At 61.2% G+C, this 22,389-nt stretch carries 20 protein-coding genes; 10 read left to right on the top strand and 10 right to left on the bottom strand.

Annotated features, from left to right (window positions below):
* Positions 1–45: 45 nt before the first annotated feature.
* Together GGD53_RS07560 and GGD53_RS07555 are read left to right on the top strand one after the other, a co-directional pair.
* Positions 46–441 (top strand): DoxX family protein, encoded by a 396-nt coding sequence (locus GGD53_RS07560; RefSeq protein ID WP_184454883.1) that lies wholly within the window; start codon positions 46–48, stop codon positions 439–441.
* A gap of 70 nt (positions 442–511) precedes the next feature.
* Positions 512–1,291, top strand: a complete 780-nt coding sequence (locus tag GGD53_RS07555) for an SDR family oxidoreductase (protein ID WP_184454882.1) — start codon at positions 512–514, stop codon at positions 1,289–1,291.
* Between the two features lie 22 nt (positions 1,292–1,313).
* Here the strand turns inward: GGD53_RS07555 and GGD53_RS07550 are convergent, their stop codons facing one another.
* Both GGD53_RS07550 and GGD53_RS07545 read right to left on the bottom strand, forming a co-directional pair.
* Positions 1,314–2,531 (bottom strand): adenylate/guanylate cyclase domain-containing protein, encoded by a 1,218-nt coding sequence (locus GGD53_RS07550; RefSeq protein WP_184454881.1) that lies wholly within the window; start codon positions 2,529–2,531, stop codon positions 1,314–1,316.
* Positions 2,532–2,595: 64 nt separating this feature from the next.
* Positions 2,596–3,621: a substrate-binding domain-containing protein gene (locus GGD53_RS07545; RefSeq protein WP_184454880.1), complete on the bottom strand. Its 1,026-nt coding sequence runs from the start codon at positions 3,619–3,621 to the stop codon at positions 2,596–2,598.
* Between the two features lie 93 nt (positions 3,622–3,714).
* Here GGD53_RS07545 and GGD53_RS07540 point away from each other — a divergent pair, with 93 nt between their 5' ends.
* The 4 genes from GGD53_RS07540 (at position 3,715) to GGD53_RS07525 (ending at position 9,460) form a co-directional block, all read left to right on the top strand.
* Positions 3,715–4,902 (top strand): phytanoyl-CoA dioxygenase family protein, encoded by a 1,188-nt coding sequence (locus GGD53_RS07540; protein ID WP_184454879.1) that lies wholly within the window; start codon positions 3,715–3,717, stop codon positions 4,900–4,902.
* A 200-nt stretch (positions 4,903–5,102) separates the two neighbouring features.
* The gene (locus tag GGD53_RS07535) at positions 5,103–5,924 is read left to right on the top strand and encodes an SDR family oxidoreductase (RefSeq protein WP_184454878.1); all 822 of its coding nucleotides are present in this window, start codon (positions 5,103–5,105) and stop codon (positions 5,922–5,924) included.
* A 93-nt stretch (positions 5,925–6,017) separates the two neighbouring features.
* Positions 6,018–6,929 (top strand): SMP-30/gluconolactonase/LRE family protein, encoded by a 912-nt coding sequence (locus GGD53_RS07530; protein WP_184454877.1) that lies wholly within the window; start codon positions 6,018–6,020, stop codon positions 6,927–6,929.
* A gap of 284 nt (positions 6,930–7,213) precedes the next feature.
* Positions 7,214–9,460, top strand: a complete 2,247-nt coding sequence (locus tag GGD53_RS07525) for a glycoside hydrolase family 2 protein (RefSeq protein WP_184454876.1) — start codon at positions 7,214–7,216, stop codon at positions 9,458–9,460.
* Positions 9,461–9,535: 75 nt separating this feature from the next.
* Here the strand turns inward: GGD53_RS07525 and GGD53_RS07520 are convergent, their stop codons facing one another.
* From GGD53_RS07520 to GGD53_RS07505, 4 genes are all read right to left on the bottom strand, one after another.
* A complete protein-coding gene (locus GGD53_RS07520; protein ID WP_184454875.1) occupies positions 9,536–10,651 on the bottom strand; it encodes an ABC transporter ATP-binding protein in 1,116 nt (371 codons plus the stop codon).
* A 3-nt stretch (positions 10,652–10,654) separates the two neighbouring features.
* Entirely contained in the window at positions 10,655–11,632 is a 978-nt protein-coding gene (locus tag GGD53_RS07515; RefSeq protein WP_184454874.1) for a carbohydrate ABC transporter permease, read from the bottom strand.
* A complete protein-coding gene (locus GGD53_RS07510; protein ID WP_184452833.1) occupies positions 11,629–12,582 on the bottom strand; it encodes a carbohydrate ABC transporter permease in 954 nt (317 codons plus the stop codon). Before GGD53_RS07510 ends, GGD53_RS07515 begins: the two co-directional genes overlap by 4 nt.
* Positions 12,583–12,722: 140 nt before the next feature.
* A complete protein-coding gene (locus GGD53_RS07505) occupies positions 12,723–13,982 on the bottom strand; it encodes an ABC transporter substrate-binding protein (protein WP_184454873.1) in 1,260 nt (419 codons plus the stop codon).
* A 307-nt stretch (positions 13,983–14,289) separates the two neighbouring features.
* Between GGD53_RS07505 and GGD53_RS07500 the strand changes: the two genes are divergently transcribed.
* The 4 genes from GGD53_RS07500 (at position 14,290) to queE (ending at position 17,249) form a co-directional block, all read left to right on the top strand.
* Positions 14,290–15,342, top strand: coding sequence for a substrate-binding domain-containing protein (locus tag GGD53_RS07500; protein ID WP_184454872.1), 1,053 nt, complete (start codon positions 14,290–14,292; stop codon positions 15,340–15,342).
* Positions 15,343–15,457: 115 nt separating this feature from the next.
* Entirely contained in the window at positions 15,458–16,168 is a 711-nt protein-coding gene (gene queC, locus GGD53_RS07495; protein ID WP_184454871.1) for a 7-cyano-7-deazaguanine synthase QueC, read from the top strand.
* Positions 16,168–16,524 carry a 6-carboxytetrahydropterin synthase QueD gene (gene queD / locus GGD53_RS07490; protein ID WP_184454870.1) on the top strand — a complete coding sequence of 119 codons (357 nt, stop codon included), beginning with the start codon at positions 16,168–16,170 and terminating at the stop codon, positions 16,522–16,524. The genes queC and queD overlap by 1 nt, the downstream gene beginning before the upstream one ends.
* On the top strand, positions 16,521–17,249 hold the full coding sequence (queE, locus tag GGD53_RS07485; protein WP_184454869.1) for a 7-carboxy-7-deazaguanine synthase QueE: 729 nt from the start codon (positions 16,521–16,523) through the stop codon (positions 17,247–17,249). The genes queD and queE overlap by 4 nt, the downstream gene beginning before the upstream one ends.
* Before the next feature lie 108 nt (positions 17,250–17,357).
* Here queE and GGD53_RS07480 read toward each other — a convergent pair whose 3' ends face one another.
* From GGD53_RS07480 to nrdI, 4 genes are all read right to left on the bottom strand, one after another.
* Positions 17,358–18,581: an adenylate/guanylate cyclase domain-containing protein gene (locus GGD53_RS07480; protein ID WP_184454868.1), complete on the bottom strand. Its 1,224-nt coding sequence runs from the start codon at positions 18,579–18,581 to the stop codon at positions 17,358–17,360.
* A gap of 103 nt (positions 18,582–18,684) precedes the next feature.
* Entirely contained in the window at positions 18,685–19,659 is a 975-nt protein-coding gene (gene nrdF, locus GGD53_RS07475) for a class 1b ribonucleoside-diphosphate reductase subunit beta (RefSeq protein WP_184454867.1), read from the bottom strand.
* A 173-nt stretch (positions 19,660–19,832) separates the two neighbouring features.
* Positions 19,833–22,001 (bottom strand): class 1b ribonucleoside-diphosphate reductase subunit alpha, encoded by a 2,169-nt coding sequence (gene nrdE, locus GGD53_RS07470; RefSeq protein ID WP_184454866.1) that lies wholly within the window; start codon positions 21,999–22,001, stop codon positions 19,833–19,835.
* The gene (gene nrdI / locus GGD53_RS07465) at positions 21,980–22,381 is read right to left on the bottom strand and encodes a class Ib ribonucleoside-diphosphate reductase assembly flavoprotein NrdI (protein ID WP_184454865.1); all 402 of its coding nucleotides are present in this window, start codon (positions 22,379–22,381) and stop codon (positions 21,980–21,982) included. Before nrdI ends, nrdE begins: the two co-directional genes overlap by 22 nt.
* Positions 22,382–22,389 lie beyond the last annotated feature (8 nt).

The raw sequence follows: 22,389 nt of genomic DNA, 5'->3' as shown, positions 1-22,389 counted from the left end.
CAACCATCTCCTGCGTCATAATGGAAGCTCAAGAGGAGGTTTCCCATGGCCAGAGCAATCGCAATCATCATCGCCCGCTTCATCTTTAGTTTCATCTTCTTCATGGCCGCCGGCTTCAAATTCGCCGATATCGGCGCCACGGCGAGCTACATTGCCGCCGCCGGCTTCCCGATGGCGACCTTCCTCACCTGGGTCGCAGCCTTTTTCGAAATCGCCTTGGCCCTAGCCTTCATCTCGGGCGCCTTCTTCACCGAGGCGAGCCTGCTGGCGGGCATCTACGTGATCTTCCTTGCGTTCGCCTTCCACGGTCCGTCCCATTGGCAACAGAACCAGGCCGAATTCGGCTTCTTCGTCGATCACTTCACCTTCCTCGCCGGCCTGCTCTTCGCCGCCGTCCACGGGCCGGAGAGATGGGCCTTGCGGCAAACGTTCCTCCGTTAGGCTTTTCCCTCCGGAACGAACTGCCGCGCCAAACATTGGCCTATCTGCAGAACGTTACGGAGGGTCGCCCATGGAGCTGAAGGACAAGGTTGCGCTGGTCACTGGTGCCGGTTCCGGCATCGGCAAAGCGGCCGCATTGAAACTCGCCGCCGAAGGGGCAAAGGTCGCAGTGCTGAGCCGGACGGCAGACGAGGTCGAGAAGACCTGCGCCGAGATCGGGGCCGCCGGCGGCGAGTCGATCTCGCTGACCGCCGACACCAGCGACGAAGGCCAAATGCGAGCTGCGGTGCAGAAACTCACAGAGACCTTCAACGGCCTCGACATCGTTGTCGCCAATGCCGGGATCAATGGCGTTTGGGCACCGATCGACGATCTGAAGCCGGAAGAATGGGACAAGACCATTGCCGTCAATCTGCGCGGCACCTATCTGACCCTGCATCTGACGGTTCCGCATCTGAAGCGCCGCGGCGGTTCGATCGTCGTCGTCTCGTCGATCAACGGCACCCGCACCTTCACGACGCCGGGCGCCACCGCCTACAGCGCAACCAAGGCGGGCCAGGTCGCCATGGTCCAGCAGCTTGCCCTGGAACTCGGCCGCCACGACATCCGCGTCAATGCCGTCTGCCCCGGCGAGATCGAGACCAATATCAATGCCAATACCGATAGCCGCCGTCGCGAGGAGACGGAGGTGCCGGTCATCTGGCCGCAGGGCGATATTCCGATTGCTGGCGGAAGGGCAGGCAAAAGCGAGGATGTTGCCGAAACCATCCTCTTCCTTGCCTCCGATCGCGCCCGGCACATCACCGGCACACCTATCTGGATCGACGGCGGCCAAGGCCTGTTGCGGTAAGCCTCGAATGTTTGGCGGAATATCAGCCGTTCAGCCGGGCGCTGTCGAACGTATAGAGTTCCTGGGCGCGCTGCACCCCGCGCAACGCATAACGTCCGACGCAGGCAAGCGCGGCGCGCTCTTCCGCCGGTATGGCCGCGGCGAAATCGGAGGAGATCAGCAGGTTGAGGTCGACCGAACGGCACATCGAAGCGATCCGGCTGACTTCGTTGACGGCGGGGCCGATGACGGTGAAGTCCAGCCGGTCCTGGCTGCCGATATTGCCGTAGAAGACATCGCCGATATGCAGGCCGATATAGACGTCGGTCGTCGCCCGGCCGTCGGCAGCGCGCGCCGCATTCAGCTTGGCGAGCTTTTCCCGCAGCAGCGATTCGGCCCCGAGCGCCGCACGGCAGGTTTCGGCCGGTACCTCGCCCTTGAAGATGGCGAGCACACCGTCGCCGATCAGCTTCAGCACATTGCCGCCGGCCTCATGGATCGCCGAGATGGCTACCTCGCTGTAATCGTTGAGCAGCGGAATGATTTCCTCCGGTGGCACGCGATCGGAAATCTTGGTGTAGTTCAACAGATCGGAAAACCACAGCGCGGCCGAGATCCGCTCCGATTTACCGCGGCTGATCTTGCCTTCCATCACCTGGCGCGCCGCATCCTCGCCGAGATAGACTTCCGCGATGGTGCGGGCGATGCGCCCGAGCGCAACGCACTTGATCGCCAATCCGAGGACCGGCACCAGCTTGCGCAGGATGGCGAGATCGTGATCGGAAAAGCCCTCGGGATGTTTGGTTGCGAAATGCGAGAAGAAGCAATCCATCTCACCGATCGTGCCGGCTTCGCTGAAACGATGCATCATTGCTACGAAATCGGTGTTGCCGGCTTCGGCGATCTTGTCGAGCATGGTGAAATCGATCGGATCGCCGAAGCCGATGCGTCGGCGGACCTCCCGCTCGTTGCCCGACCAAAGATGATAGAAGGCAGAGCGCTGCCAGGTCGCAGCCGCTTCGCCCGAGCCCGTCGGGCCATACTCGAATTCGGTTTCGATCTCCTCGACGCTGTCCCAGCGGAAGGCCCGGCCCTCATGCACGGGGTGCAGCGTGTCCATCAGCGCCATGCCGCGGTCGAGCGGCAGGCCGGCATCGCGACAGGCCGCGCAGAAGCCGGTCATGAGCTCCGCTTCCGAAGCGCCCTTCAGCCCCTGCTCCGTAACCCAGGCTGCAATCGTGCTGACGTCGCTGTAATCCATGCCGCTCACCTTTGTACGTTCCGAAGCTGTAGCCCGAACTCAGCGTGGAAGGAAGTCGATTGGTTCAACCGTCCGTAGGCATATTATAGGGCGTGACGATTTCGATGGAAGAAAGCGAAGCTGGAACGGCCCGCCCCGGTGCTTGTGCCCGGCTCATGATCGCCCTGAAGGCCGAGCGGGCGTCGGTTCTGAGATCGTGATGCAGCACGAAGCCGATACGGCCTGCGGCAAGCAGGGCGCGGTTATCGGCATCGAGGTCGTGGGCGACAAAGACTCGGACGGGACGGTCGGCGGCATCGAAGGCTGCCAGCACCGCGCGATTGCCACCGCCGATCGAATAGACGGCGTTGATGGCGGGATCGGCCGCGAGCGCTGCCGCCGCAAGTGTTCCCGTCGCCCTGTCGCTGCCGTGCCCTTCGCTGATTTCGGTGATGCCGATATCCGGGTAACGGGCGCGGATGATGCGGCGAAAACCGATTTCACGCTCCTCCTCACCGCGGAACCGCCCGCTCGACAGTGTCACCAGCACCTTGCCTCCGTCACGTCCGAGGAATTCGCCCATCAGATAGGCGGCGGTCTCTCCCGCCGCCCGGTTGTCGGCGCCCGCATAGGCGATGCGAAGCGAATTCGGCAGATCGGTCACCAGCGTCACCACCGGAATGCCGGCCGCATCCGCCCGCGCGACGGCGGCAGCGACCTCGGCAACGTCAGGCGCCTTGAGCACGATCCCGTGCGTGCCGCGTAACCGGATGCGATCGAGAAGCTGCACCAGCTCGGCCGGCTTCATCACCTCGGCAAAGTGGAAGCGGCAGCGGAAGACGCCGGGCAGGAAGGTCGCCATCTCGGCCTCGAAGGCGGCGCGCACCGCATCGCTGAAACGCTGAGGCGTCTCCATAACGATATCGATCGCCAGCATGCGCCCGCTGCCCATCGCCACTGCCTGCTGTTTTTCCAGCTCCGCGATCGCCGCCTTCACCCTCATTTCCGTCTGCTGACGCACACCCGGCCGGCCGTTCAGCACGCGGTCGACGGTCGCGGTGCTCAAGCCGGCCTGGAAGGCAATGTCCTTGACGAGGAAGAGATGGGCCACGGAATCCGCTTGATGGTTTTTTGATGGGTTTCTGATCTATATCACCCGCCATCGCGGCGTATAGTGCCTTCATCAAAAAGAGGAGGAGCCATCATGAAAGCCGACAATTCGCAGAAGCTGCGCGCTGACCGCGTCTGGCTCAGCGAAGACGCCTGCGACCTCGGCGATTTTCGCCGCCTTGCGCAAAAGACGACCGCCCTTGCCGATTACCCGACAGCTTCAGCAGTCGAGAAGAACGTGCTGATCTATGACAGCAGCAAGGTAACGGCAGCGGCGGCAACCGGCGAAGGCAAACGCCTCGTGCTGGCTGAAATCTGCGAAGCTTTCGGTGAAGGCCCCGGCGTCGTCGTTTTCAAGCATGCTTACCAAGACACCGCCACCATCGACCGCGCCAGCGCGATTTTCGAGGCCATCATCGAGGAACAGCACCGCACCTCGACAGGCGGCGGCGATCACTTCGCCAAGCCCGGCGCCAACGACCGCATCTGGAATTCGCTGGAAAAACACTGCCTCGCCGATCCGAAAAATTTCGCCGAATATTACAGCAACGCCATTATCGCGCTCGCAAGCGAAGCCTGGCTCGGCCCGAGCTACCAGATGACGGCGCAGGTCAACCGCGTCAATCCGGGCGGTGCGGCGCAGTCGGCCCATCGCGACTATCATCTCGGCTTCCAGTCGTCTGCGGTCATCGAGCAATTCCCGGCGCATGTGCACCGTCTCTCGCCTGTGTTGACGCTGCAGGGTGCGGTCGCCCATTGCGAGATGCCGCTCGAAAGCGGTCCGACACTCTTCCTGCCGCACAGCCAGACCTATGTGCCAGGTTATCTGGCGCTGAAGCGCCAGGAGTTCCGTGATTATTTCGAGGCCAACCACGTCCAGCTGCCACTCGAAAAGGGCGACGTCGTCTTCTTCAATCCCGCCCTCTTCCACGCCGCCGGCACCAACCGCTCGGCCGACATCAAGCGTGTCGCCAACCTCCTGCAGGTCTCCTCCGCCTTCGGACGAGCCATGGAGACCGTCAACCGAGAGAGAATGAGCGCCAGACTCTTTCCCGCCCTTAAGGCGTTGCGAGACCGGCTCTCGCCCGACGAAATCGCCAACGCCATCGCCGCCTGCGCCGAAGGTTATTCCTTCCCCACCAATCTCGACCGCGACCCGCCGCTCGGCGGGCTGGCGCCGAAGACGCAGGCGCAGTTGATGCACGAGGCGCTGCGGGAAGGCTGGAGCGACGAGACTTTTAAGGCAGCGCTTGCCGAGCAGGCGCAGAAGAAATTGAGCTGAAGTAGAGATAGGGGCCCCCTCATCCGCCTGCCGGCTTCTCCCCGAGGGGAGAAGAGATTTGAGGCGATGTCTCGGTTCCTCTTCTCCCCTCGGGGAGAAGGTGCCTGTAGGGCGGATGAGGGGGCCACACGGCACCAATCTAAGAGCCTTCCGCACCCCCGCGGGAGGCCATTCGCACATCATCACCAAGGAGCAACCACATGAGCACAGATCACGGCCGCCTCGACGGTAAGATTGCCATCGTCACCGGTGGTACGCAGGGATTGGGCGCAACCATCGCCCGTCTCTTCGCCGAACGCGGCGCGGAAGGCATCGTCATCTGCGGCCGCAACGAAGCCAAGGGCAAAGCGAAGGCCGCGGAGATTTCGGCTGCGACCGGTGCCAGGGTCGTCTATGTCAAAGCTGATCTCGGCAAGGTCGAGGATGCCCGAAATGTGGTGCACGTCTGCGACCAGGCCTTCGGCCGTGTCGACGCCCTGGTCAATGCCGCCGCCATCACCGATCGCGGCACCATTCTCGACACCAGCCCCGAGCTGTTCGATGCCATGTTCGCCGTCAATGTACGCGCACCGTTTTTCCTGATGCAGGAGGCGGTAAAGATCATGCGCCGCGAAAAGATCGAAGGCACCATCGTCAATATCGGCTCGATGTCGGCCAAAGCCGGCCAGCCGTTCATCGCCGCCTATTGCGCCTCCAAGGGCGCGCTGGAAACCCTGACGAAGAACACCGCCTATGCGCTGCTGCGCAACCGCATTCGCGTCAACGGCCTCAACATCGGCTGGATGGCCTCCGAAGGCGAGGACCGCATCCAGCGCGAATATCACGATGCACCTGCCGACTGGCTGGAGAAGGCGGCGGCGAACCAGCCCTTCGGCCGGCTCGTCGATCCGCACGAGGTGGCGCGCGCCTGCGCCTACCTGTCATCGGCGGAATCCGGCCTGATGACCGGCTCGGTCATCTGTTTCGATCAATCGATCTGGGGGGCTTACGACGGCTCGCCGCATCCGGTCGCCGCTCTCTGAGAAAACCCAAGCTTACATTTCCCGTTGCCGGGCTCTGGCACCCGGGAGGATTTATCGTTACGAGAAGGACGACGCATTCAGGGAGGAACTGGCGTGGCTGACAATCCGCTTTATGAGATCCGCGATGAACGTTTCGCCGCTCTGGTTATCGGCAGCGCCTCCCTCGATGAGCTTTATTCCTGCTGCCGCTGGACGGAGGGCCCGGTCTGGTTTTCCGACCTGAACTGCCTTCTCTGGAGCGATATCCCGAACGAACGCATGATGCGCTGGACACCGGATGGGACGGTCTCCGTCTTCCGCTCGCCCTCGAACTATGTCAACGGCAATACGCGGGACCGGCACGGCCGGTTGGTCTCCTGCGAACATGGCGGCCGCCGCGTCACCCGCACCGAACTCAACGGCAGCATCACCGTCCTCGCCGACAGCTACAAGGGCAAGAGATTGAATTCGCCGAACGACGTCGTCGTCCATTCGGACGGCGGGATCTGGTTCACTGACCCGACCTACGGCATCCTCTCGGACTATGAGGGCCATAAGGCCGAACCCGAGCAGCTGACCCGCAACGTCTACCGGATCGACCCCGCAAGCGGCGGAATCGACGCCGTCGTCGAGGATTTCATCCAGCCGAACGGCCTTGCCTTCTCGCCCGATGAAACGAAACTCTACATTGCCGATTCCGGTTCGGGCAAACACGAAGTGCCTTGCCATGTAAGAGTTTTCGATGTCGTCGACGGCAGAAAGCTTGCCAACAGCCGTTATTTCTGCAGCCTCGATGCCGGCCATCCCGACGGCTTTCGTTTCGATGTCAGCGGCAATCTCTGGACGAGCGCGGGTGATGGTGTGCATTGCTTCTCACCCGACGGCACGTTGCTCGGCAAGATCAAAGTGCCGCAGACAGTGTCCAACCTCACCTTCGGCGGCCCCAAGAAGAACCGACTCTTCATCACCGCGACCCGCTCGGTCTATTCGATCTATACCAAGACGAACGGCGCACAATATCCGTAACTTATGGAAGCACGGCGCGCCGTGCGCTCGACAGACACGCCTGACGATATCGCCATCGTCTGACAGGACGGTGTTGCCCCCGGCGCGTCATCTGCAAGGAGCAACAGCAGTTCCGGATGACGACCTGCACGAAAAAAGCTAAAGCGCATCACATGAATCAGATTTGATACGACGCACTGGAGCGCTCGCACCTCATTGCATCAAGGAGGAATACCCGATGATCCGATATTCACGCAGCAAGGGGCGCCGCACGGCTCCTGATGCCACGCCCGGGAGAGCCTGAGATGCGTTCCGTCGTTTCCTTCAATGAGGGCTGGAGTTTCCACGAGGGCTTCGGCCAGCGCCTGCTCGAAAGCTTCGATGCCGCCAAGTCGGTCAGCCTGCCCCACACCGCCGTCGAACTGCCCTTCAACTATTTCGATGAGAAGAGCTATCAGCGTGCCTTCACCTATCAGAAGGTGCTGCGTTGGCTACCGGAATTCGAGGGTCGCGAGGTCTCCCTCGTCTTCGACGCAGCCATGGCCGATAGCGTCGTCTACCTGAACGGCGAAGAGATCATCGCCCATAAGGACGGCTATACACCCTTCGAGGCCCGCCTCACCGGCAGGCTGCTCAAGGGCGAGAACCTCCTGACCGTCAAGATCGACGGCAGCGAAAACCCCGAGATCCCACCCTTCGGCGGCCGCATCGATTATCTGACTTATGCCGGCATCTACCGCGACGTCTGGCTGAAGGTCACCGATCCGGTTTCGATCCGTAATCTCAAGATCGAAACGGCTGACGTTCTTGCCCAGCAGAAGTCGGCAAGCATCCGCGTTCATCTCGCCAACCCGGAGGGTCGCAGCTTCTCGGCGACTGTCACGGCCACGCTGAAACAGGCCGACGGCACGGTGATCGCCACCGCAGCGACCGAAACGATCGGCGACCGCACGACGCTTTCCTTCGGCGGCCTCACCGGCATCGTGCTCTGGGACATCACCGACCCGACGCTCTATGAGGTGACGGTCGAAGTCAGGACCGAGCACGGCTCCGACCGTCTTTCCACCCGTTTCGGCTTCCGCACCGCCGAATTCACACCTGAAGGTTTCCTGCTGAACGGCAAGCCGCTGAAGCTGCGCGGCCTCAACCGCCACCAGGCCTTCCCCTATGTCGGTTATGCCGCCGGCCGGTCGGCCCAGGAGCGCGACGCCGACATCATGAAGAGCGTGCTGAAGTGCAATATCGTCCGCACCTCGCATTATCCGCAGTCGAAATGGTTCCTCGACCGTTGCGATGCGATCGGCCTGCTGGTCTTCGAGGAAATCCCCGGCTGGCAGCATATCGGCGATGCCGAGTGGCAGAAGGAATCGATCGAAAACGTCCGCCGCATGATCGAGCGCGACTGGAACCATCCGTCGATCATCATCTGGGGCGTGCGCATCAACGAATCACAGGACAGTCACGATTTCTACGTCGAGACCAATCGGCTGGCCCGTGAACTCGACAGCACCCGCCAGACCGGCGGCGTGCGTTACATCACCGAAAGCGAGCTGCTCGAAGACGTCTACACGATGAACGACTTCATCCTCGGCAACGAGGAACTGCCGGGCTCCAACCGCCCGCGCACCGCGCTCCGCACCCAGCAGGAAAATACCGGGCTGTCACATAAGGTGCCGTACCTCATCACCGAGTTCAACGGCCATATGCACCCGACCAAGATCTACGATCAGGAACAGCGCCAGGCCGAGCATGTGCGCCGTCACCTCGAAGTGCTGAATGCCGCCTACGGCGATCCGGATATTTCCGGCGCCATCGGCTGGTGCATGTTCGATTACAATACCCACAAGGATTTCGGCTCCGGCGATCGCATTTGCTATCACGGCGTCATGGACATGTTCCGCGAACCGAAATTCGCGGCCTATGCCTATATCAGCCAATGCGATCGTTCCGAAGAGATCGTCATGAAGCCCGTTACCTTCTGGGCGCGCGGCGAGCGCAATATCGGCGGCGTGCTGCCGCTGATCATCCTGACCAACTGCGACGAGGTGGAACTGCAATATGGCGCGCTCAGCAAACGCGTCGGCCCGGATCGCGAGAATTACCCGCATCTGCCGCATCCGCCTGTTGTGCTCGATCACCGGCACTTCACATCAGATGAGCTCGGCACCTGGGGTCTGGAATGGATCGACGGCACCCTCACCGGCTATATCGCCGGCGAAGCGGTAGCCAGCCTGAAGCTGGCAGCCGATCCCTTGCCGACGACATTGGAAATGGTCGCCGACAGCTCGACGCTGAAGACTCGCGAACGCGACAGCACCCGCGTCATCATCCGCGCCCTCGACCAGTGCGGCCAGCGCCTGCCTTTCATGAACGACAGCATTTCGCTGAAGGTGCATGGACCCGCAAGGATCGTCGGCCCGACCAATGTGCCGCTGCAGGGCGGCACATCAGGCTTCTGGCTGGAAGCGACGGGGCTGGTGGGAGAAATTACCGTCGAAGCGGTCTCCTCACGCTTCGCGCCGGTGACCCTCAACGTAACGGCCGTCGCCTAACGCATAGCCCGAAAATCGAAATCGATTTTCTGAGAGCATAGAGCGCCGCGCGTCTTATCGGACGCGTGGCGCCACTTACGAAATCCTGGCCTGCGTTTCCGGATCGAAGAACACGGCCTTGTCGAGATTGAAGGCGAGGCGAGTGTTCTGGCCTGGGGCGATGCCGGCATCGGCGCGCAGGCGGGCGACGACGGATTTGCCGCCGAGTTTGGTGACGGCGAAGGTGTCGGAGCCGGCCGGTTCGACGACCTCGATCAGGCAATCGTCCTCGGTCAGCGAACGCGCCTTGCGATCGGCGCCGTCGGGATCGGTCAAGGCTTCGGGACGGATGCCGAAGATCACCGGCTTGCCGGCATAGCGGGTCAGCCCGTCATTGCCTGCCATGACGGGCAATCTGAGCGGCGCGCCATTCGGCCGTTCGAGCGAGACCGCCAGCCCGGCGGCACCGTTCTCGACGGTGGCGTTGAGCAGGTTCATCGCCGGCGAGCCCATGAAGTCGGCGACGAAGAGATTGGCGGGGCTGTTATAGATCTCGGCCGGCGTGCCGAACTGCTGCAGCACCCCGTCCTTCAGCACGGCGATCTTGGTCGCCAGCGTCATCGCCTCGATCTGGTCGTGAGTGACATAGACGAAGGTGGTGCCCATGCGCTGGTGCAGCCGCTTGATCTCGGTGCGCATGTCGACGCGCAGCTTGGCATCGAGATTGGAGAGCGGCTCGTCGAACAGGAAGACCTGCGGATTGCGCACCAAGGCCCGGCCCATGGCGACGCGCTGGCGCTGGCCGCCGGACAGTTGGCTCGGCTTGCGGTCGAGCAGATGGCCGATCTGCAGCATGTCGGAGACCTGTTTGATCGCCTTGGCCCGCTCCTCCTTGGGAATGCCGCGGATCTCCATGCCGAAGGCGATATTTCCAGCCACCGTCATGTTCGGATAGAGCGCATAAGACTGGAACACCATGGCGATGTCGCGCTTGGACGGATGCAACCCGCTGATGTCGCGGCCGTCGATCTTGATCTCGCCCGCGGTGATCGTCTCCAGCCCGGCAATGGTGTTGAGCAGGGTCGACTTGCCGCAGCCGGACGGGCCGACCAGCACGAGGAAGCCGCCCTTTTCGAGTTCGAGATCGATCCCCTTGAGGATGTCGACGGCGCCGAAGCGCTTTCTGAGACCGGAGATTTCCAGGAAGGCCATGACTTACCCTTTGACTGCGCCCGCCATCAGGCCGCGCACGAAATAGCGGCCGGCGAGGATATAGACGATGAGCGTCGGCACGGCCGCGATCATCGCCGCCGCCATGTTGACATTGTATTCGACCACCCCGGTCGAGGTGTTGACGACGTTGTTGAGCGCCACCGTCATCGGCATGGAATCACCGGTGCCGGCGTAAGCCGAGGCAAACAGGAAGTCGTTCCAGATGTTGGTGAACTGGTAGATGACGGTGACGACAATGATCGGCAGCGAGTTCGGCAGCATGATGCGGCGGAAGATCTGGAAGAAGCTCGCGCCATCGACCTGGGCGGCTCTGACCAGTTCGGTCGGAAAGGCCTCGTAGAAATTGCGGAAGAACAGCGTGGTGAAGCCGAGGCCGTAGACGACATGGACGAAGACCAGATTGACCGTCGAATTGCCGAAGCCGAAGTTCCAGCCGGTGGCGTTCTGCAGGGTGACGCCGAAGCGGCCGAGCGAGCCGAGGATCGTCGCCATCGGCAACAGCACCGACTGGAACGGGATGAAGCAGGCAAACAGCATCAGGCCGAACACCAGCGTGTGGCCGGGGAAGCGCCATTTGGTCAGGATATAACCGTTGAGCGCCCCCATGATCGTGGAGATCGCTACCGCCGGCACCACCATCTTGATCGAGTTCCAGAAGTAGCCCTTGATGCCGGCGCAGGTCAGCCCGACGCAGGCCTCGCCCCAGGCCTTGACCCAGGGATCGAAGGTCGGCGCCTCAGGCAGCGCCAGCATGTTGCCGCCCTGGATCTCGTCCATCGTCTTGAACGAGGTCGTCAGCATGACGAAGAGCGGCATCAGGTAGAGGATGGCGAAGATCACCAGCAGGCCGTAGATGACCAGGCGACCGACCCAGCGGGCATGCTTGGCGCTCTCAACGCCTTCGCCTGCGGCGGCCGTTGCCGATGAGGACCTGCCGATGGAAGAGGTAAGGCTGCTCATCGGGCCTTCTCCTTCAGTTCGGAATAGAGATAGGGAACGATGATCGCCGAGATCGTCATCAGCATGATGATGGCGCTGGCCGAGCCGACGGCCATCTCGTTGCGCTTGAAGGTATATTCATACATGAAGTTGGACGGCAGCCAGGCCGAGCCGCCCGGCCCGCCCGAGGTCAGCGCCACCACCAGGTCGTAGGACTTGATCGCCATATGCGCGAGCACGATGAAGGCCGACAGGAAGATCGGCCGCAACAGCGGAATGACGATGCGGCGATAAAGCTGGAAGGGTGAGGCGCCGTCGATCTGCGCCGCCTTCATGATCTCGCCGTCGATGCCGCGCAGCCCGGCGAGGAACATCGCCATGACGAAGCCCGACGCCTGCCAGACGCCGGCGATGACGACGGTATAGATGACGAAGTCCTTGTTCTTGATCCAGTCGAAGTGGAAGCTCGTCCAGCCGAAGTGGTGCAGCGTCTGCTCGAGCCCGAGGCCGGGGTCGAGGAACCATTTCCAGGCGACCCCGGTGACGATGAAGGAGAGCGCCATCGGATAGAGGAAGATCGGTCTCAGCAGCCCCTCGCCGCGGATCTTCTGGTCGAGCAGGATGGCGAGCAGCAGGCCGAGCGCCAGGCAGATGCCGACATAGAGGAAGCCGAAGATCGCCATGTTGGTGATCGAGGTATACCAGGAGGACGGCGGATCGTTCTCGAAGGTCCAGCGCCACAGCCGCTGATAGGCGCGCGCCCCGGTCAGCGCATAGGAGGGGAAGGTCTTGGAATTGGTGAAGGAGAGATAGGCGGTCCAGACGATGAAGCCGTAGACGAAGATGAGCGTGATGACGAAGCTCGGCGCCAGCACGATCTTCGGCAGCGCATCCTGCAGCCGGCCGCGCAGTGAGACCCGCGTCGCTTGCCGCGGCGTCAGAACCGGATCGGTGGTGGCAACTGTGCTCATGGATGTCATCTCCTCCCTGCATGTCGTCATGGGGGGCTGGCCAGCATGCCTGTCCCCGCATGATCGCCCCTGCATCTCCGTCAGGGGCCTGGAGCTTCCTCGCGAAGCGCGCGGGGAAGCCTTGTTCATCGACGATGGTCTCAGCGGGCGTCGTCGATCGCCTGGACGAGCTGGGTGACGGCCTCGTCGGAGCTCTTGATCTGGCCATGGACGAACTTCGAGACGACGTCCTTATAGGCATTGGCGATCGCCGGAGGGGCGCCGTAACCCTGGGCGAGCGAACCGAACAGCGTGCCGCCCTCGTTGGCGGCCTTCAGATCGGCGATGCCCTTCTTGCCGCAGGCGTCGAAGTCGGTGTCGGGAACGTCGGTGCGGGCGGGAACCGAACCCTTGACGACGTTGAAGGCCGACTGGAAGCTCTTCGACAGCGTCGCCGTCGCCAGCGCCACCTGCGCGGCCTTGCGGTCGTCGGGAACGTTGAACATGCCGAACATGTCGGAGTTGTAGATGACGCTGCCTTCGGTTCCGGGGAAGCGGTAGCACAGGAAGTCTTTATCCGGTGTCTTCTTGGCGGCGACGAATTCGCCCTTGGCCCAGTCGCCCATCACCTGCACCAGCGCATCACCCTTGATGACCATGGCGGTCGCCAGGTTCCAGTCGCGGCCGGAGAAGTTCGGGTCGACATATTTGACGATCTTCGCAAGGTTGTCGAACGACTTCTTCATCGTGTCCGACTTCAGTGACTCCTCGTCGAGATCGTTGAAGGCCTTCTTGTAGAATTCCGGCCCGCCGGTCGACAGCACGATCGAATCGAACATCGTCGCTTCCTGCCAGTTCTGACCGCCGAGCGCCAAAGGGATGACGCCTGCGGCCTTGGCCTTGTCGAGGAGCGCAATCAGATCGTCGAAGCTCTTCGGCTGAGTGCCGCCGATCTTGTCCATCACCGCCTTGTTGATCCACAGCCAGTTGACCGAATGGACGTTGACCGGGGCGGCAACCCATTTGCCGTCATAGACGGAGAACTTCTGCAGTGCGGCCGGCACCGACTTGTCCCAGCCTTCCTTCTTGGCCGTCTCGGTCAGGTCGCCCATGACACCGGCCTGGGCATAATCGAGCACGGTGTAACCGAGCATCTGCGAGGCCGTCGGATAGGTACCGGCCGCCACCATCGCCTTCAGCGCCGTCATCGCCGCATCACCGCCGCCGCCGGCAACCGGCACGTCCTTCCAGGCAAAGCCTTCCTTCGACAGATCCTGCTTCAGAACGTTCAAAGCCGCTGCCTCGCCGCCCGACGTCCACCAGTGCAGCATCTGCACTTCCTTGACGTCAGCAGCCTGCGCCGCACCCAAACCAGCCAGCATCACGACAGCAACAGCTGCCGAGCTCATGAACTTGCGCATGAATTTCCTCCCGTTTGAAATCGGCGGCAGGACCCTCCCCGCCACCAGATGCGTCCCGCCATTGCAGCGGTCGGCATGAAGCCGCGCTCCTCCGCGCGGTTAACAATTTAAAACGTTATAAGCCTTTGGTCGTCAAGCCCTTTCTCGACTCTCGAGAAAAATATGATTACTACCATAACATATTGAATTATATTGAAATAATCCAATTGGATAATAAAGCGTTAAAATTTAAAACGTTTTCATTCCCAGATTGCCCACTCGGGTCATCGTGTTATTGTATCGGCAATTCCAGCATGGAAAGCCTAGAGTGACCGAACCGTCCCGGCCGCAGCGCGGCGAAAATCTCGATATCACGCACAAGCGCGGCAAGCCGACCTTGCGAACGATCGCCACGATCGCCGGCCTTGCGGTGACAACCGTGTCGAGGGCGCTCTCCGATGCGCCGCAGATCTCTCTTGAAACCCGCCAGCGCGTGCACCGCATTGCCCGCGAGATCGGCTATCTCCCGGATCGGGCCGCCCAGCGTCTGAAGACCGGCCGCACCAACGTCGTCGCCATCTTGCTCGATCCACACGAGGAGGTGGTCGGTTTCACCACCTCGATCATGTACGGCATCGCCAAGGCGCTGAAAGAGACGCCCTACCATCTTGTCGTCGCCCCGAACTTCCTGTCGACGACCAACGCCGAAGCTGCCGAATACATCATCCGCAACCACCTGGCCGACGGGCTGATCTTCACGCGGACCGAGCCGCTCGATGCCCGCGTCCGCCTGCTGCTCGAAGCCGGTTTTCCCTTCATCTGTCACGGCCGCACCGAATTTTCGACACCGCATCCCTATGTCGACTACGACAATTTCACCTTTGCCTATGAAGCCACCCGCCGGTTGATCGCGAAGGGCCGGACAAAGGTGGCGGTGATCCTGCCGCCAAAGCGGCTGACCTTCTGCCAGCATATCCTGCATGGTTTCATGACGGCCGTGCGCGAGGCCGGCATCGCATACGAAGTCCCGGAGAAGGTCGATCTCGACACGCCAGCGGATGTGTTGCGCGATTTTGTGCGCGCCCGCGCAGCCGCACCAGATGCGCCCGATGGTTTCGTCTGCCCCGGCGAAGTTTCGGCGCTCGCCGTCATCGGCGGCATGAGCGATGCCGGCCGTACACTCGCCACCGATTATGATATCGTCGCCAAGGAGACATCCCGCCTTCTCACCCAATTGCAGCCGAAGGTCGACACGATCCATGAGGACCTGACGGCGGCGGGAGAGGATCTCGGCCGCATGCTGCTGCAGCGCATCAACAATCCCGACGCCGAGGATCTGCACCTCCTGCTGCCGCCGCAGATCAACTTTCCGGTCGGTTAGCCCGCCGGATCGAAGGGCGGTCATATTAAAACTGTTTTCATGGCGCGTGATTTGGCTTAAAAGCACCGCGTAATCCGGTCGCAGCCCACCCGGTCAAAACAAGGGAATCCAAAATATGAAGACCATCGTCGTCTGCTCTGGCGGACTCGACTCCGTTTCGCTTGCCCACAAGATAGCGGCGGAAGAACAGCTTATCGGCCTCGTCTCCTTCGATTACGGCCAACGGCATCGCAAGGAACTCGACTTCGCCGCCAAATGTGCCGCACGCCTTGCCGTTCCCCACCATATCATCGACATTGCCGCCATCGGCAGCCATCTCAGCGGATCGGCGCTGACCGATAATGTCGAGGTCCCGGACGGCCACTACGCCGAGGAGACCATGAAGGCCACTGTGGTACCCAATCGCAACGCCATCATGCTGGCCATCGCCTTCGGCCTGGCAGCCGCGCAAAAGGCGGATGCGGTCGCCGTCGCCGTCCACGGTGGCGACCACTTCATCTATCCCGACTGCCGGCCGGGCTTTATCGACGCTTTCCAGCGCATGCAGAACGAAGCACTGGATGGGTATGCCAGCGTCAGACTGCTTGCACCCTATGTCGAGGTGTCCAAAGCAGCGATCGTGGCCGATGGCACAAAACATGGCACGCCCTTCGCGGAAACATGGTCCTGCTACAAGGGTGGCAGGCTTCATTGCGGACGCTGCGGCACCTGTGTCGAACGCCGCGAAGCCTTCCATCTTGCCGGTGTCGCCGATCCGACGGAATACGAGGACCGCGACTTCTGGAAGGCGGCGGTGTCGCAACATGCCGCGACGGAGGTGCGTTGATGTACCGCATCACCAAGGAATTTCATCTCTCCGCCTCGCATCAGCTCGATCATCTGCCGGCCGGTCATCAATGTGCCCGGCTCCATGGTCACAACTATATCGTCGTCGTCGAACTGTCTGCCGAAACCCTGAATGACGATGGCTTCGTTCGCGACTATCACGACCTCTCCCCGCTCAAGCGCTATATCGACGAGGCTCTCGATCATCGGCATCTGAACGAGGTCTTCGGCCACTCGAAAGTCACCTCCGAGTTCCTAGCCAGGCATTTCTACGACTGGTGCAAGCAGCGCTTCCCCGAGACTTCGTCCGTCCGCGTCAGCGAAACGCCGAAGACCTGGGCGGAGTACAGACCGTGAGCGCGGAGACCATCCGCGTCAGCGAGATCTTCGGTCCGACCATACAGGGCGAAGGCGCATTGATCGGGCTGCCGACGGTATTCGTCAGGACAGGCGGCTGCGATTACCGCTGCTCCTGGTGCGACAGTCTTCACGCGGTCGATAGCGCCTTCCGGGATCAATGGGCCCCCATGTCGGTCGAGGCGATCTGGCAGGAGGTTACGAAACTCTCCGGAGGCAAGCCGATAATGGTTTCCCTTTCCGGGGGCAATCCGGCTATCCAGCCACTGGGGCCGCTGATCGAACTCGGCCATTCCCAGGGATATCGCTTCGCATTGGAAACACAGGGAAGTGTGGCCCGGAACTGGTTTCGCGATCTCGACACCCTGGTCCTCAGTCCCAAGCCGCCGTCAAGCGGGATGCTGACAGACTGGGGTGAGGTCGACGACTGTCTCCGGCTGACCGCCGGCGGACCGGAGATCGCCTTGAAAATCGTCGTCTTCGACGATGCCGATTATGCTTTCGCCCGAGAGGTGGGCCAGCGCTACCCCTATATTCCCTTGTACCTTCAGCCGGGCAACCATACACCGCCGCCGCCCGATGACGTCGACGCCCGCATCGATATCGACGGCGTCATGGATCGCATGCACTGGCTGGTCGAGAAGGTAACGGCCGACCGATGGTTTGCCCCGCGCGTGCTGCCGCAGTTGCACGTGCTGCTGTGGGGAAACAAGCGAGGCGTCTGAGCCCGTCTAAAGCGTGTCGCGATCTTTCAGATTCGCTCCACGCTTTAGGTCTTTGTTTTTGCGCAGTTCGTTGTCGCAAAACCGCTGCGCACTTTTGCGCGACATGCTCTACCGTTCCGGGAAAGCAAAGACATCGACAGGCTCTCCGAGCCCGCGCAGCGGGAAGGTGCCGAGACCGTCCATGTCTTTCGCGCAGCCTGCCATTTCGACGAAGGCCCGCGACAAGAGCACCGGACGCTTAACCTCCTTGGTCAGGCTTTCCAGCCGTGACGCGACATTGACCGCTGGGCCGATAACGGTGAAATCCAGCCGCCGGCGCGAGCCGATATTGCCGTACATGACGTCGCCGACATGCACACCGACGCCGTAGCGCAGGGGTTCCCGTCCCGTGCGCAGGTGCTCCTCGTTCAGCTCGGCCATCGACGCCTGCCCTTCGCGGATCGCCTGCAGCAGATCGAGGCAGGCCGTCTCCTTGGCTAGCGGGAAGATCGCCAGCAGCCCGTCTCCCATGAACTTCAGGATTTCCCCGCCATGTCGTTCGATCGGATCGGACATGGCGTCGAAATAATCGTTCAGCAGGTGGATGACGTCGTCACGCGGCCAGAGATCGGAGATCGCCGTGAAATCGCGCAGATCGCAGATCATGATGGCCGCGCCGACGGTCGCGCCGCTGCCGCGGGTCGTGACACCCGACAAGATCTGCTCGCTCGCATGCGGCCCGACATAGGTCTGCAGCAGCGTGCGCGCCATGATGTTCTTCAGCCTGATTTCGCTGACGAGGGTCAGCGCCGGCAGGAGATCGCGCAGGAAATCGACATGTTCGCTCGCAAAACCGCCCGGCCGGCGGGTGGAAAATGTCACGACATGCCGTTTGCCGAAGGTGTGTTCGACCGGCCAGGCGATATATTCGGTCAGGCCGTCGTCATGCAGTTCCTGATAGAATGAATCCAGGTCGCCGTCGGCTGCGCCTTCCAGCCGTTTGCGCAGTTCCTCGGCACCCTGATGGATCGCATTGATCGGACTGTTCAGAAACTCCGGCGTGTTTTCGACGCCATAGGCGAATGTGTCGATCTTCGCCTCCGTGAGCCCCTCCTTCCAGAGAATGCGCGCTCCGATCCATTGCGGGTGGTTCACCCTGAAATGCAGCGTCGCCCGCGCCACCGGCACCCCTGCCGAAAGCAGCTTGCCGCACATCTCCACCAGGATATTGTCGATGAAGCGCTCGCCGCGCGTCTCGTTCACCAGCCAGTCGAGAATCCGTCTCCGGCGGATCGGCCAGACACCCTCCTCCGCCTCAACGGCCCTCCCGACCTTGTTTGGAAAAGACGACATCAAAAACTCCCGTTACGCCGCGTCACCGGCAAAGGCCGGATCCGATTTCCGCTGTATGTGGTCGACAGGCAGGCAAATGATAAGGGGAAACTGCGATCAAGTCTCAAAAATCCCAGTCTTCATCCTCGGTGGCCACTGCCTTGCCGATGACATAGGAGGACCCGGAGCCGGAGAAAAAGTCGTGGTTCTCGTCGGCATTCGGCGACAACGCCGACAGGATCGCCGGATTGACCTTGCAGGCTTCGGCCGGGAACAGCGCCTCGTAGCCGAGGTTCATCAACGCCTTGTTGGCGTTGTAATGCAGGAACTTCTTGACGTCTTCGCTCAGCCCGACGCCGTCATAGAGCGCCTCGGTATATCGCGCCTCGTTATCGTAGAGTTCGAGCAAGAGGTCGAAAGCGAAATCCTTGATCTCCTGCCGGCGCTCTTCGGAGAGCGTTTCAAGGCCACGCTGGAACTTGTAGCCGATGTAATAACCGTGCACCGCCTCGTCCCGGATGATGAGGCGGATCATGTCGGCCGTATTGGTGAGCTTGGCGCGGCTCGACCAATACATCGGCAGGTAGAAGCCGGAATAGAACAGGAAGCTTTCGAGGAAGACGCTGGCGACCTTCTTCTTCAGGGGATCGCCGGAGCGATACTGCTCGATGATCATCGCCGATTTGCGCTGCAGGAATTCGTTTTCCTCCGACCAGCGATAGGCATCGTCGACATCAACAGTCGAGCACAGCGTCGAGAAGATCGAGGAATAGGAGCGCGCATGCACCGCCTCCATGAAGGAGACATTGGAAAGCACTGCCTCCTCATGCGGTGTCGCCGCATCCTCCATCAGCCTGATGGAGCCGACACCGTTCTGGATCGTGTCGAGCAGCGTCAATCCGGTGAAGACACGGATGGTCAGCTGCTGCTCGGCCGCCGTCAGCGTCGCCCAGGATGGGATATCGTTCGACAGCGGCACCTTCTCCGGCAGCCAGAAATTGCCGGTCAGCCGGTTCCAGACTTCGAGATCCTTATCGTCCTCGATGCGGTTCCAGTTGATGGCGCGCCCGCGGCAGGTTGGCTTTACAGCGATGTTCATGGTGATTATGTCCTTCCAATAGATGATGGCGTTCGGAGCCCCCTCATCCGCCTGCCGGCACCTTCTCCCCTATGGGGAGAAGACATCTGCGGCAGGCGCGACATCCCCTCTCCCCTCGGGGAGAGGGCAGGGTGAGGGGGCCACGCACTCAAAGGTTCACGGCCGAAATCAACTCAAAGCGTACAAGACACACACCCCTGCACTTCCGTACCCGAAAGTGCCATCTGGCGAAGACGGATGTAATAAATCGTCTTGATGCCCTTCTTCCAGGCGTAAATCTGCGCCTTGTTGATGTCGCGCGTCGTTGCCGTATCGCGGAAGAACAAGGTCAGCGACAGACCCTGGTCGACATGCTGGGTCGCCGCCGCGTAGGTGTCGATGATCTTCTCCGGCCCAATCTCGTAGGCGTCCTGGTAGTAATCGAGATTGTGGTTGGTCATGAACGGCGCCGGATAATAGACGCGGCCGATCTTGCCTTCCTTGCGGATCTCGATCTTCGAGACGATCGGATGGATCGAGGAGGTCGAGTGGTTGATGTAGGAGATCGATCCCGTCGGCGGCACCGCCTGCAGGTTCTGGTTATAGAGACCGGAGGTCATGACGGCCTTCTTCAGCGCCACCCAGTCTTCCCGCGCCGGAATATCGATGCCTGATTTGTCGAACAGCGCCTGCACCTTTTCGGTCGCCGGCTTCCATTCCTGCTCGGTATATTTGTCGAAGTATTCGCCCGAGACATATTTCGAGTTCTCGAAGCCCTTGAAGCTAGTGCCGCGTTCGACCGCCAGCAGGTTCGAGGCGCGGATGGCGTGATAGGTCACCGTATAGAAATAGATATTGGTGAAATCGACGCCTTCTTCCGAACCATAATGGATGCGTTCGCGGGCGAGGTATCCGTGCAGGTTCATCTGGCCGAGCCCGATCGCATGGCTCTCGTCATTGCCCTTCTCGATCGACGGAACCGAGGAGATATGGCTCATGTCGGAGACCGCCGTCAGCGCCCGGATCGAGGTCTCGATCGTCTTGCCGAAATCGGCTGAATCCATCGCCGCCGCAATGTTCAGCGAGCCGAGATTGCAGGAAATATCCTTGCCGAGATGTTTGTAGGAGAGGTCGTCATTGTATTCGCTCGCCTCGCTCACCTGCAGGATCTCCGAGCAGAGATTGCTCATGGAGATGCGCCCGGCCACCGGGTTCGCCCGATTCACCGTGTCCTCGAACATGATGTAGGGATAACCGCTTTCGAACTGGATTTCGGCGATCACCTGGAAGAATTCGCGCGCCTTGATCTTCTTCTTCGAGATACGGGCGTCCGCCACCATCTCCCGGTACTTTTCCGTCACCGAAATCTCGGTGAAGGGCACACCATAGACGCGCTCCACGTCATAGGGCGAGAACAGGTACATGTCCTCATTGTTCCTGGCGAGCTCGAAGGTAACGTCTGGCACGACGACGCCGAGCGATAGCGTTTTGATGCGGATCTTCTCGTCGGCGTTTTCACGCTTGGTGTCGAGAAATCCCATGATGTCGGGATGATGGGCGTTGAGATAGACCGCGCCCGCGCCCTGGCGCGCACCAAGCTGGTTGGCATAGGAGAAGCTGTCTTCGAGCAGCTTCATCACCGGAATGATGCCGGAGGACTGGTTCTCGATCTGCTTGATCGGTGCGCCGGCTTCACGGATGTTCGTCAGAGACAAGGCCACGCCGCCGCCGCGCTTCGAGAGCTGCAGCGCCGAATTGATCGAGCGGCCGATCGATTCCATGTTGTCCTCGACGCGCAGCAGGAAACACGAGACGAGTTCGCCGCGCTGCTTCTTGCCGGCATTGAGGAAGGTCGGCGTCGCCGGCTGGAAACGGCCGGAAATGATCTCGTCGACCATGTCGCGCGCAAGGGCCTCATCGCCGCGTGCCAAAGTCAGCGCCACCATGCAGATGCGGTCCTCATAGCGCTCGAGATAACGCTTTCCGTCGAAGGTCTTCAGCGTGTAGCTGGTGTAATATTTGAAGGCGCCGAGAAAGGTGGGAAACCGGAATTTCCTGGCATAGGCCTGATCGAACAGGTCGCGAACGAAATTGAAGGAATACTGATCGAGAACCTCCTGCTCGTAATAGCCCTCGCTGACGAGGTAATCGAGCTTTTCCCGAAGATTGTGAAAGAACACCGTGTTCTGGTTCACATGCTGCAGGAAATACTGCTTGGCCGCCATGCGGTCCTTGTCGAGCTGGATCCTGCCCTCATCGTCGTAGAGGTTCAACATCGCGTTCAGCGCATGATAATCGAGCGTTTCGGCCGCCTTCAGCGCTTTTGCGCCCGCATCCCGCGTCAAATTCGTTCCCGTGTCCAAAATCGTCCCATCCCGTCTTTGACATTGGCGACATCCTCGGCCGTCCCCAGAAGCTCGAACCTGTAGAGATACGGCACCTGGCATTTCCGCGAGATCACATCGCCGGCAAGCCCGTAGGTCTCGCCGAAATTGCTGTTGCCCGCGGCGATCACGCCGCGGATGTTGGAACGGTTTTCCGCATCGTTGAGGAAGCGGATCACCTGCCTGGGCACGGCCCCTTTGCCGCCATCGCCGCAATAGGTGGGTGAGATCAGCACATAGGGTTCGCGAATGTGGATGGCCTCAGCGCCGAGGGGAATGCGCGCCGCGCGCAATCCGAGCTTGGCGACGAACCGATGGGTGTTCCCGGACCGGCTGGAATAGTAGACGATCAGCCCCATCGCCTTTC

The organism is Rhizobium aethiopicum (assembly GCF_014197535.1).
GTDB classification, from domain to species: Bacteria; Pseudomonadota; Alphaproteobacteria; order Rhizobiales; family Rhizobiaceae; genus Rhizobium; species Rhizobium aethiopicum_A.
This window is presented reverse-complemented; position numbering and strand designations above follow the sequence as displayed.

Bases quoted from the DNA above. Each gene is read 5' to 3' on its own strand.
- GGD53_RS07560 (WP_184454883.1), top strand. From the start codon at position 46: ATGGCCAGAGCAATCGCAATCATCATCGCCCGCTTCATCTTTAGTTTC.
- GGD53_RS07555 (WP_184454882.1), top strand. From the start codon at position 512: ATGGAGCTGAAGGACAAGGTTGCGCTGGTCACTGGTGCCGGTTCCGGC.
- GGD53_RS07550 (WP_184454881.1), bottom strand. From the start codon at position 2,531: ATGGATTACAGCGACGTCAGCACGATTGCAGCCTGGGTTACGGAGCAG.
- GGD53_RS07540 (WP_184454879.1), top strand. From the start codon at position 3,715: ATGAAAGCCGACAATTCGCAGAAGCTGCGCGCTGACCGCGTCTGGCTC.
- GGD53_RS07535 (WP_184454878.1), top strand. From the start codon at position 5,103: ATGAGCACAGATCACGGCCGCCTCGACGGTAAGATTGCCATCGTCACC.
- GGD53_RS07525 (WP_184454876.1), top strand. From the start codon at position 7,214: ATGCGTTCCGTCGTTTCCTTCAATGAGGGCTGGAGTTTCCACGAGGGC.
- GGD53_RS07520 (WP_184454875.1), bottom strand. From the start codon at position 10,651: ATGGCCTTCCTGGAAATCTCCGGTCTCAGAAAGCGCTTCGGCGCCGTC.
- GGD53_RS07515 (WP_184454874.1), bottom strand. From the start codon at position 11,632: ATGAGCAGCCTTACCTCTTCCATCGGCAGGTCCTCATCGGCAACGGCC.
- GGD53_RS07510 (WP_184452833.1), bottom strand. From the start codon at position 12,582: ATGAGCACAGTTGCCACCACCGATCCGGTTCTGACGCCGCGGCAAGCG.
- GGD53_RS07505 (WP_184454873.1), bottom strand. From the start codon at position 13,982: ATGCGCAAGTTCATGAGCTCGGCAGCTGTTGCTGTCGTGATGCTGGCT.
- queC (WP_184454871.1), top strand. From the start codon at position 15,458: ATGAAGACCATCGTCGTCTGCTCTGGCGGACTCGACTCCGTTTCGCTT.
- queD (WP_184454870.1), top strand. From the start codon at position 16,168: ATGTACCGCATCACCAAGGAATTTCATCTCTCCGCCTCGCATCAGCTC.
- GGD53_RS07480 (WP_184454868.1), bottom strand. From the start codon at position 18,581: ATGTCGTCTTTTCCAAACAAGGTCGGGAGGGCCGTTGAGGCGGAGGAG.
- nrdF (WP_184454867.1), bottom strand. From the start codon at position 19,659: ATGAACATCGCTGTAAAGCCAACCTGCCGCGGGCGCGCCATCAACTGG.
- nrdI (WP_184454865.1), bottom strand. From the start codon at position 22,381: ATGGGGCTGATCGTCTACTATTCCAGCCGGTCCGGGAACACCCATCGG.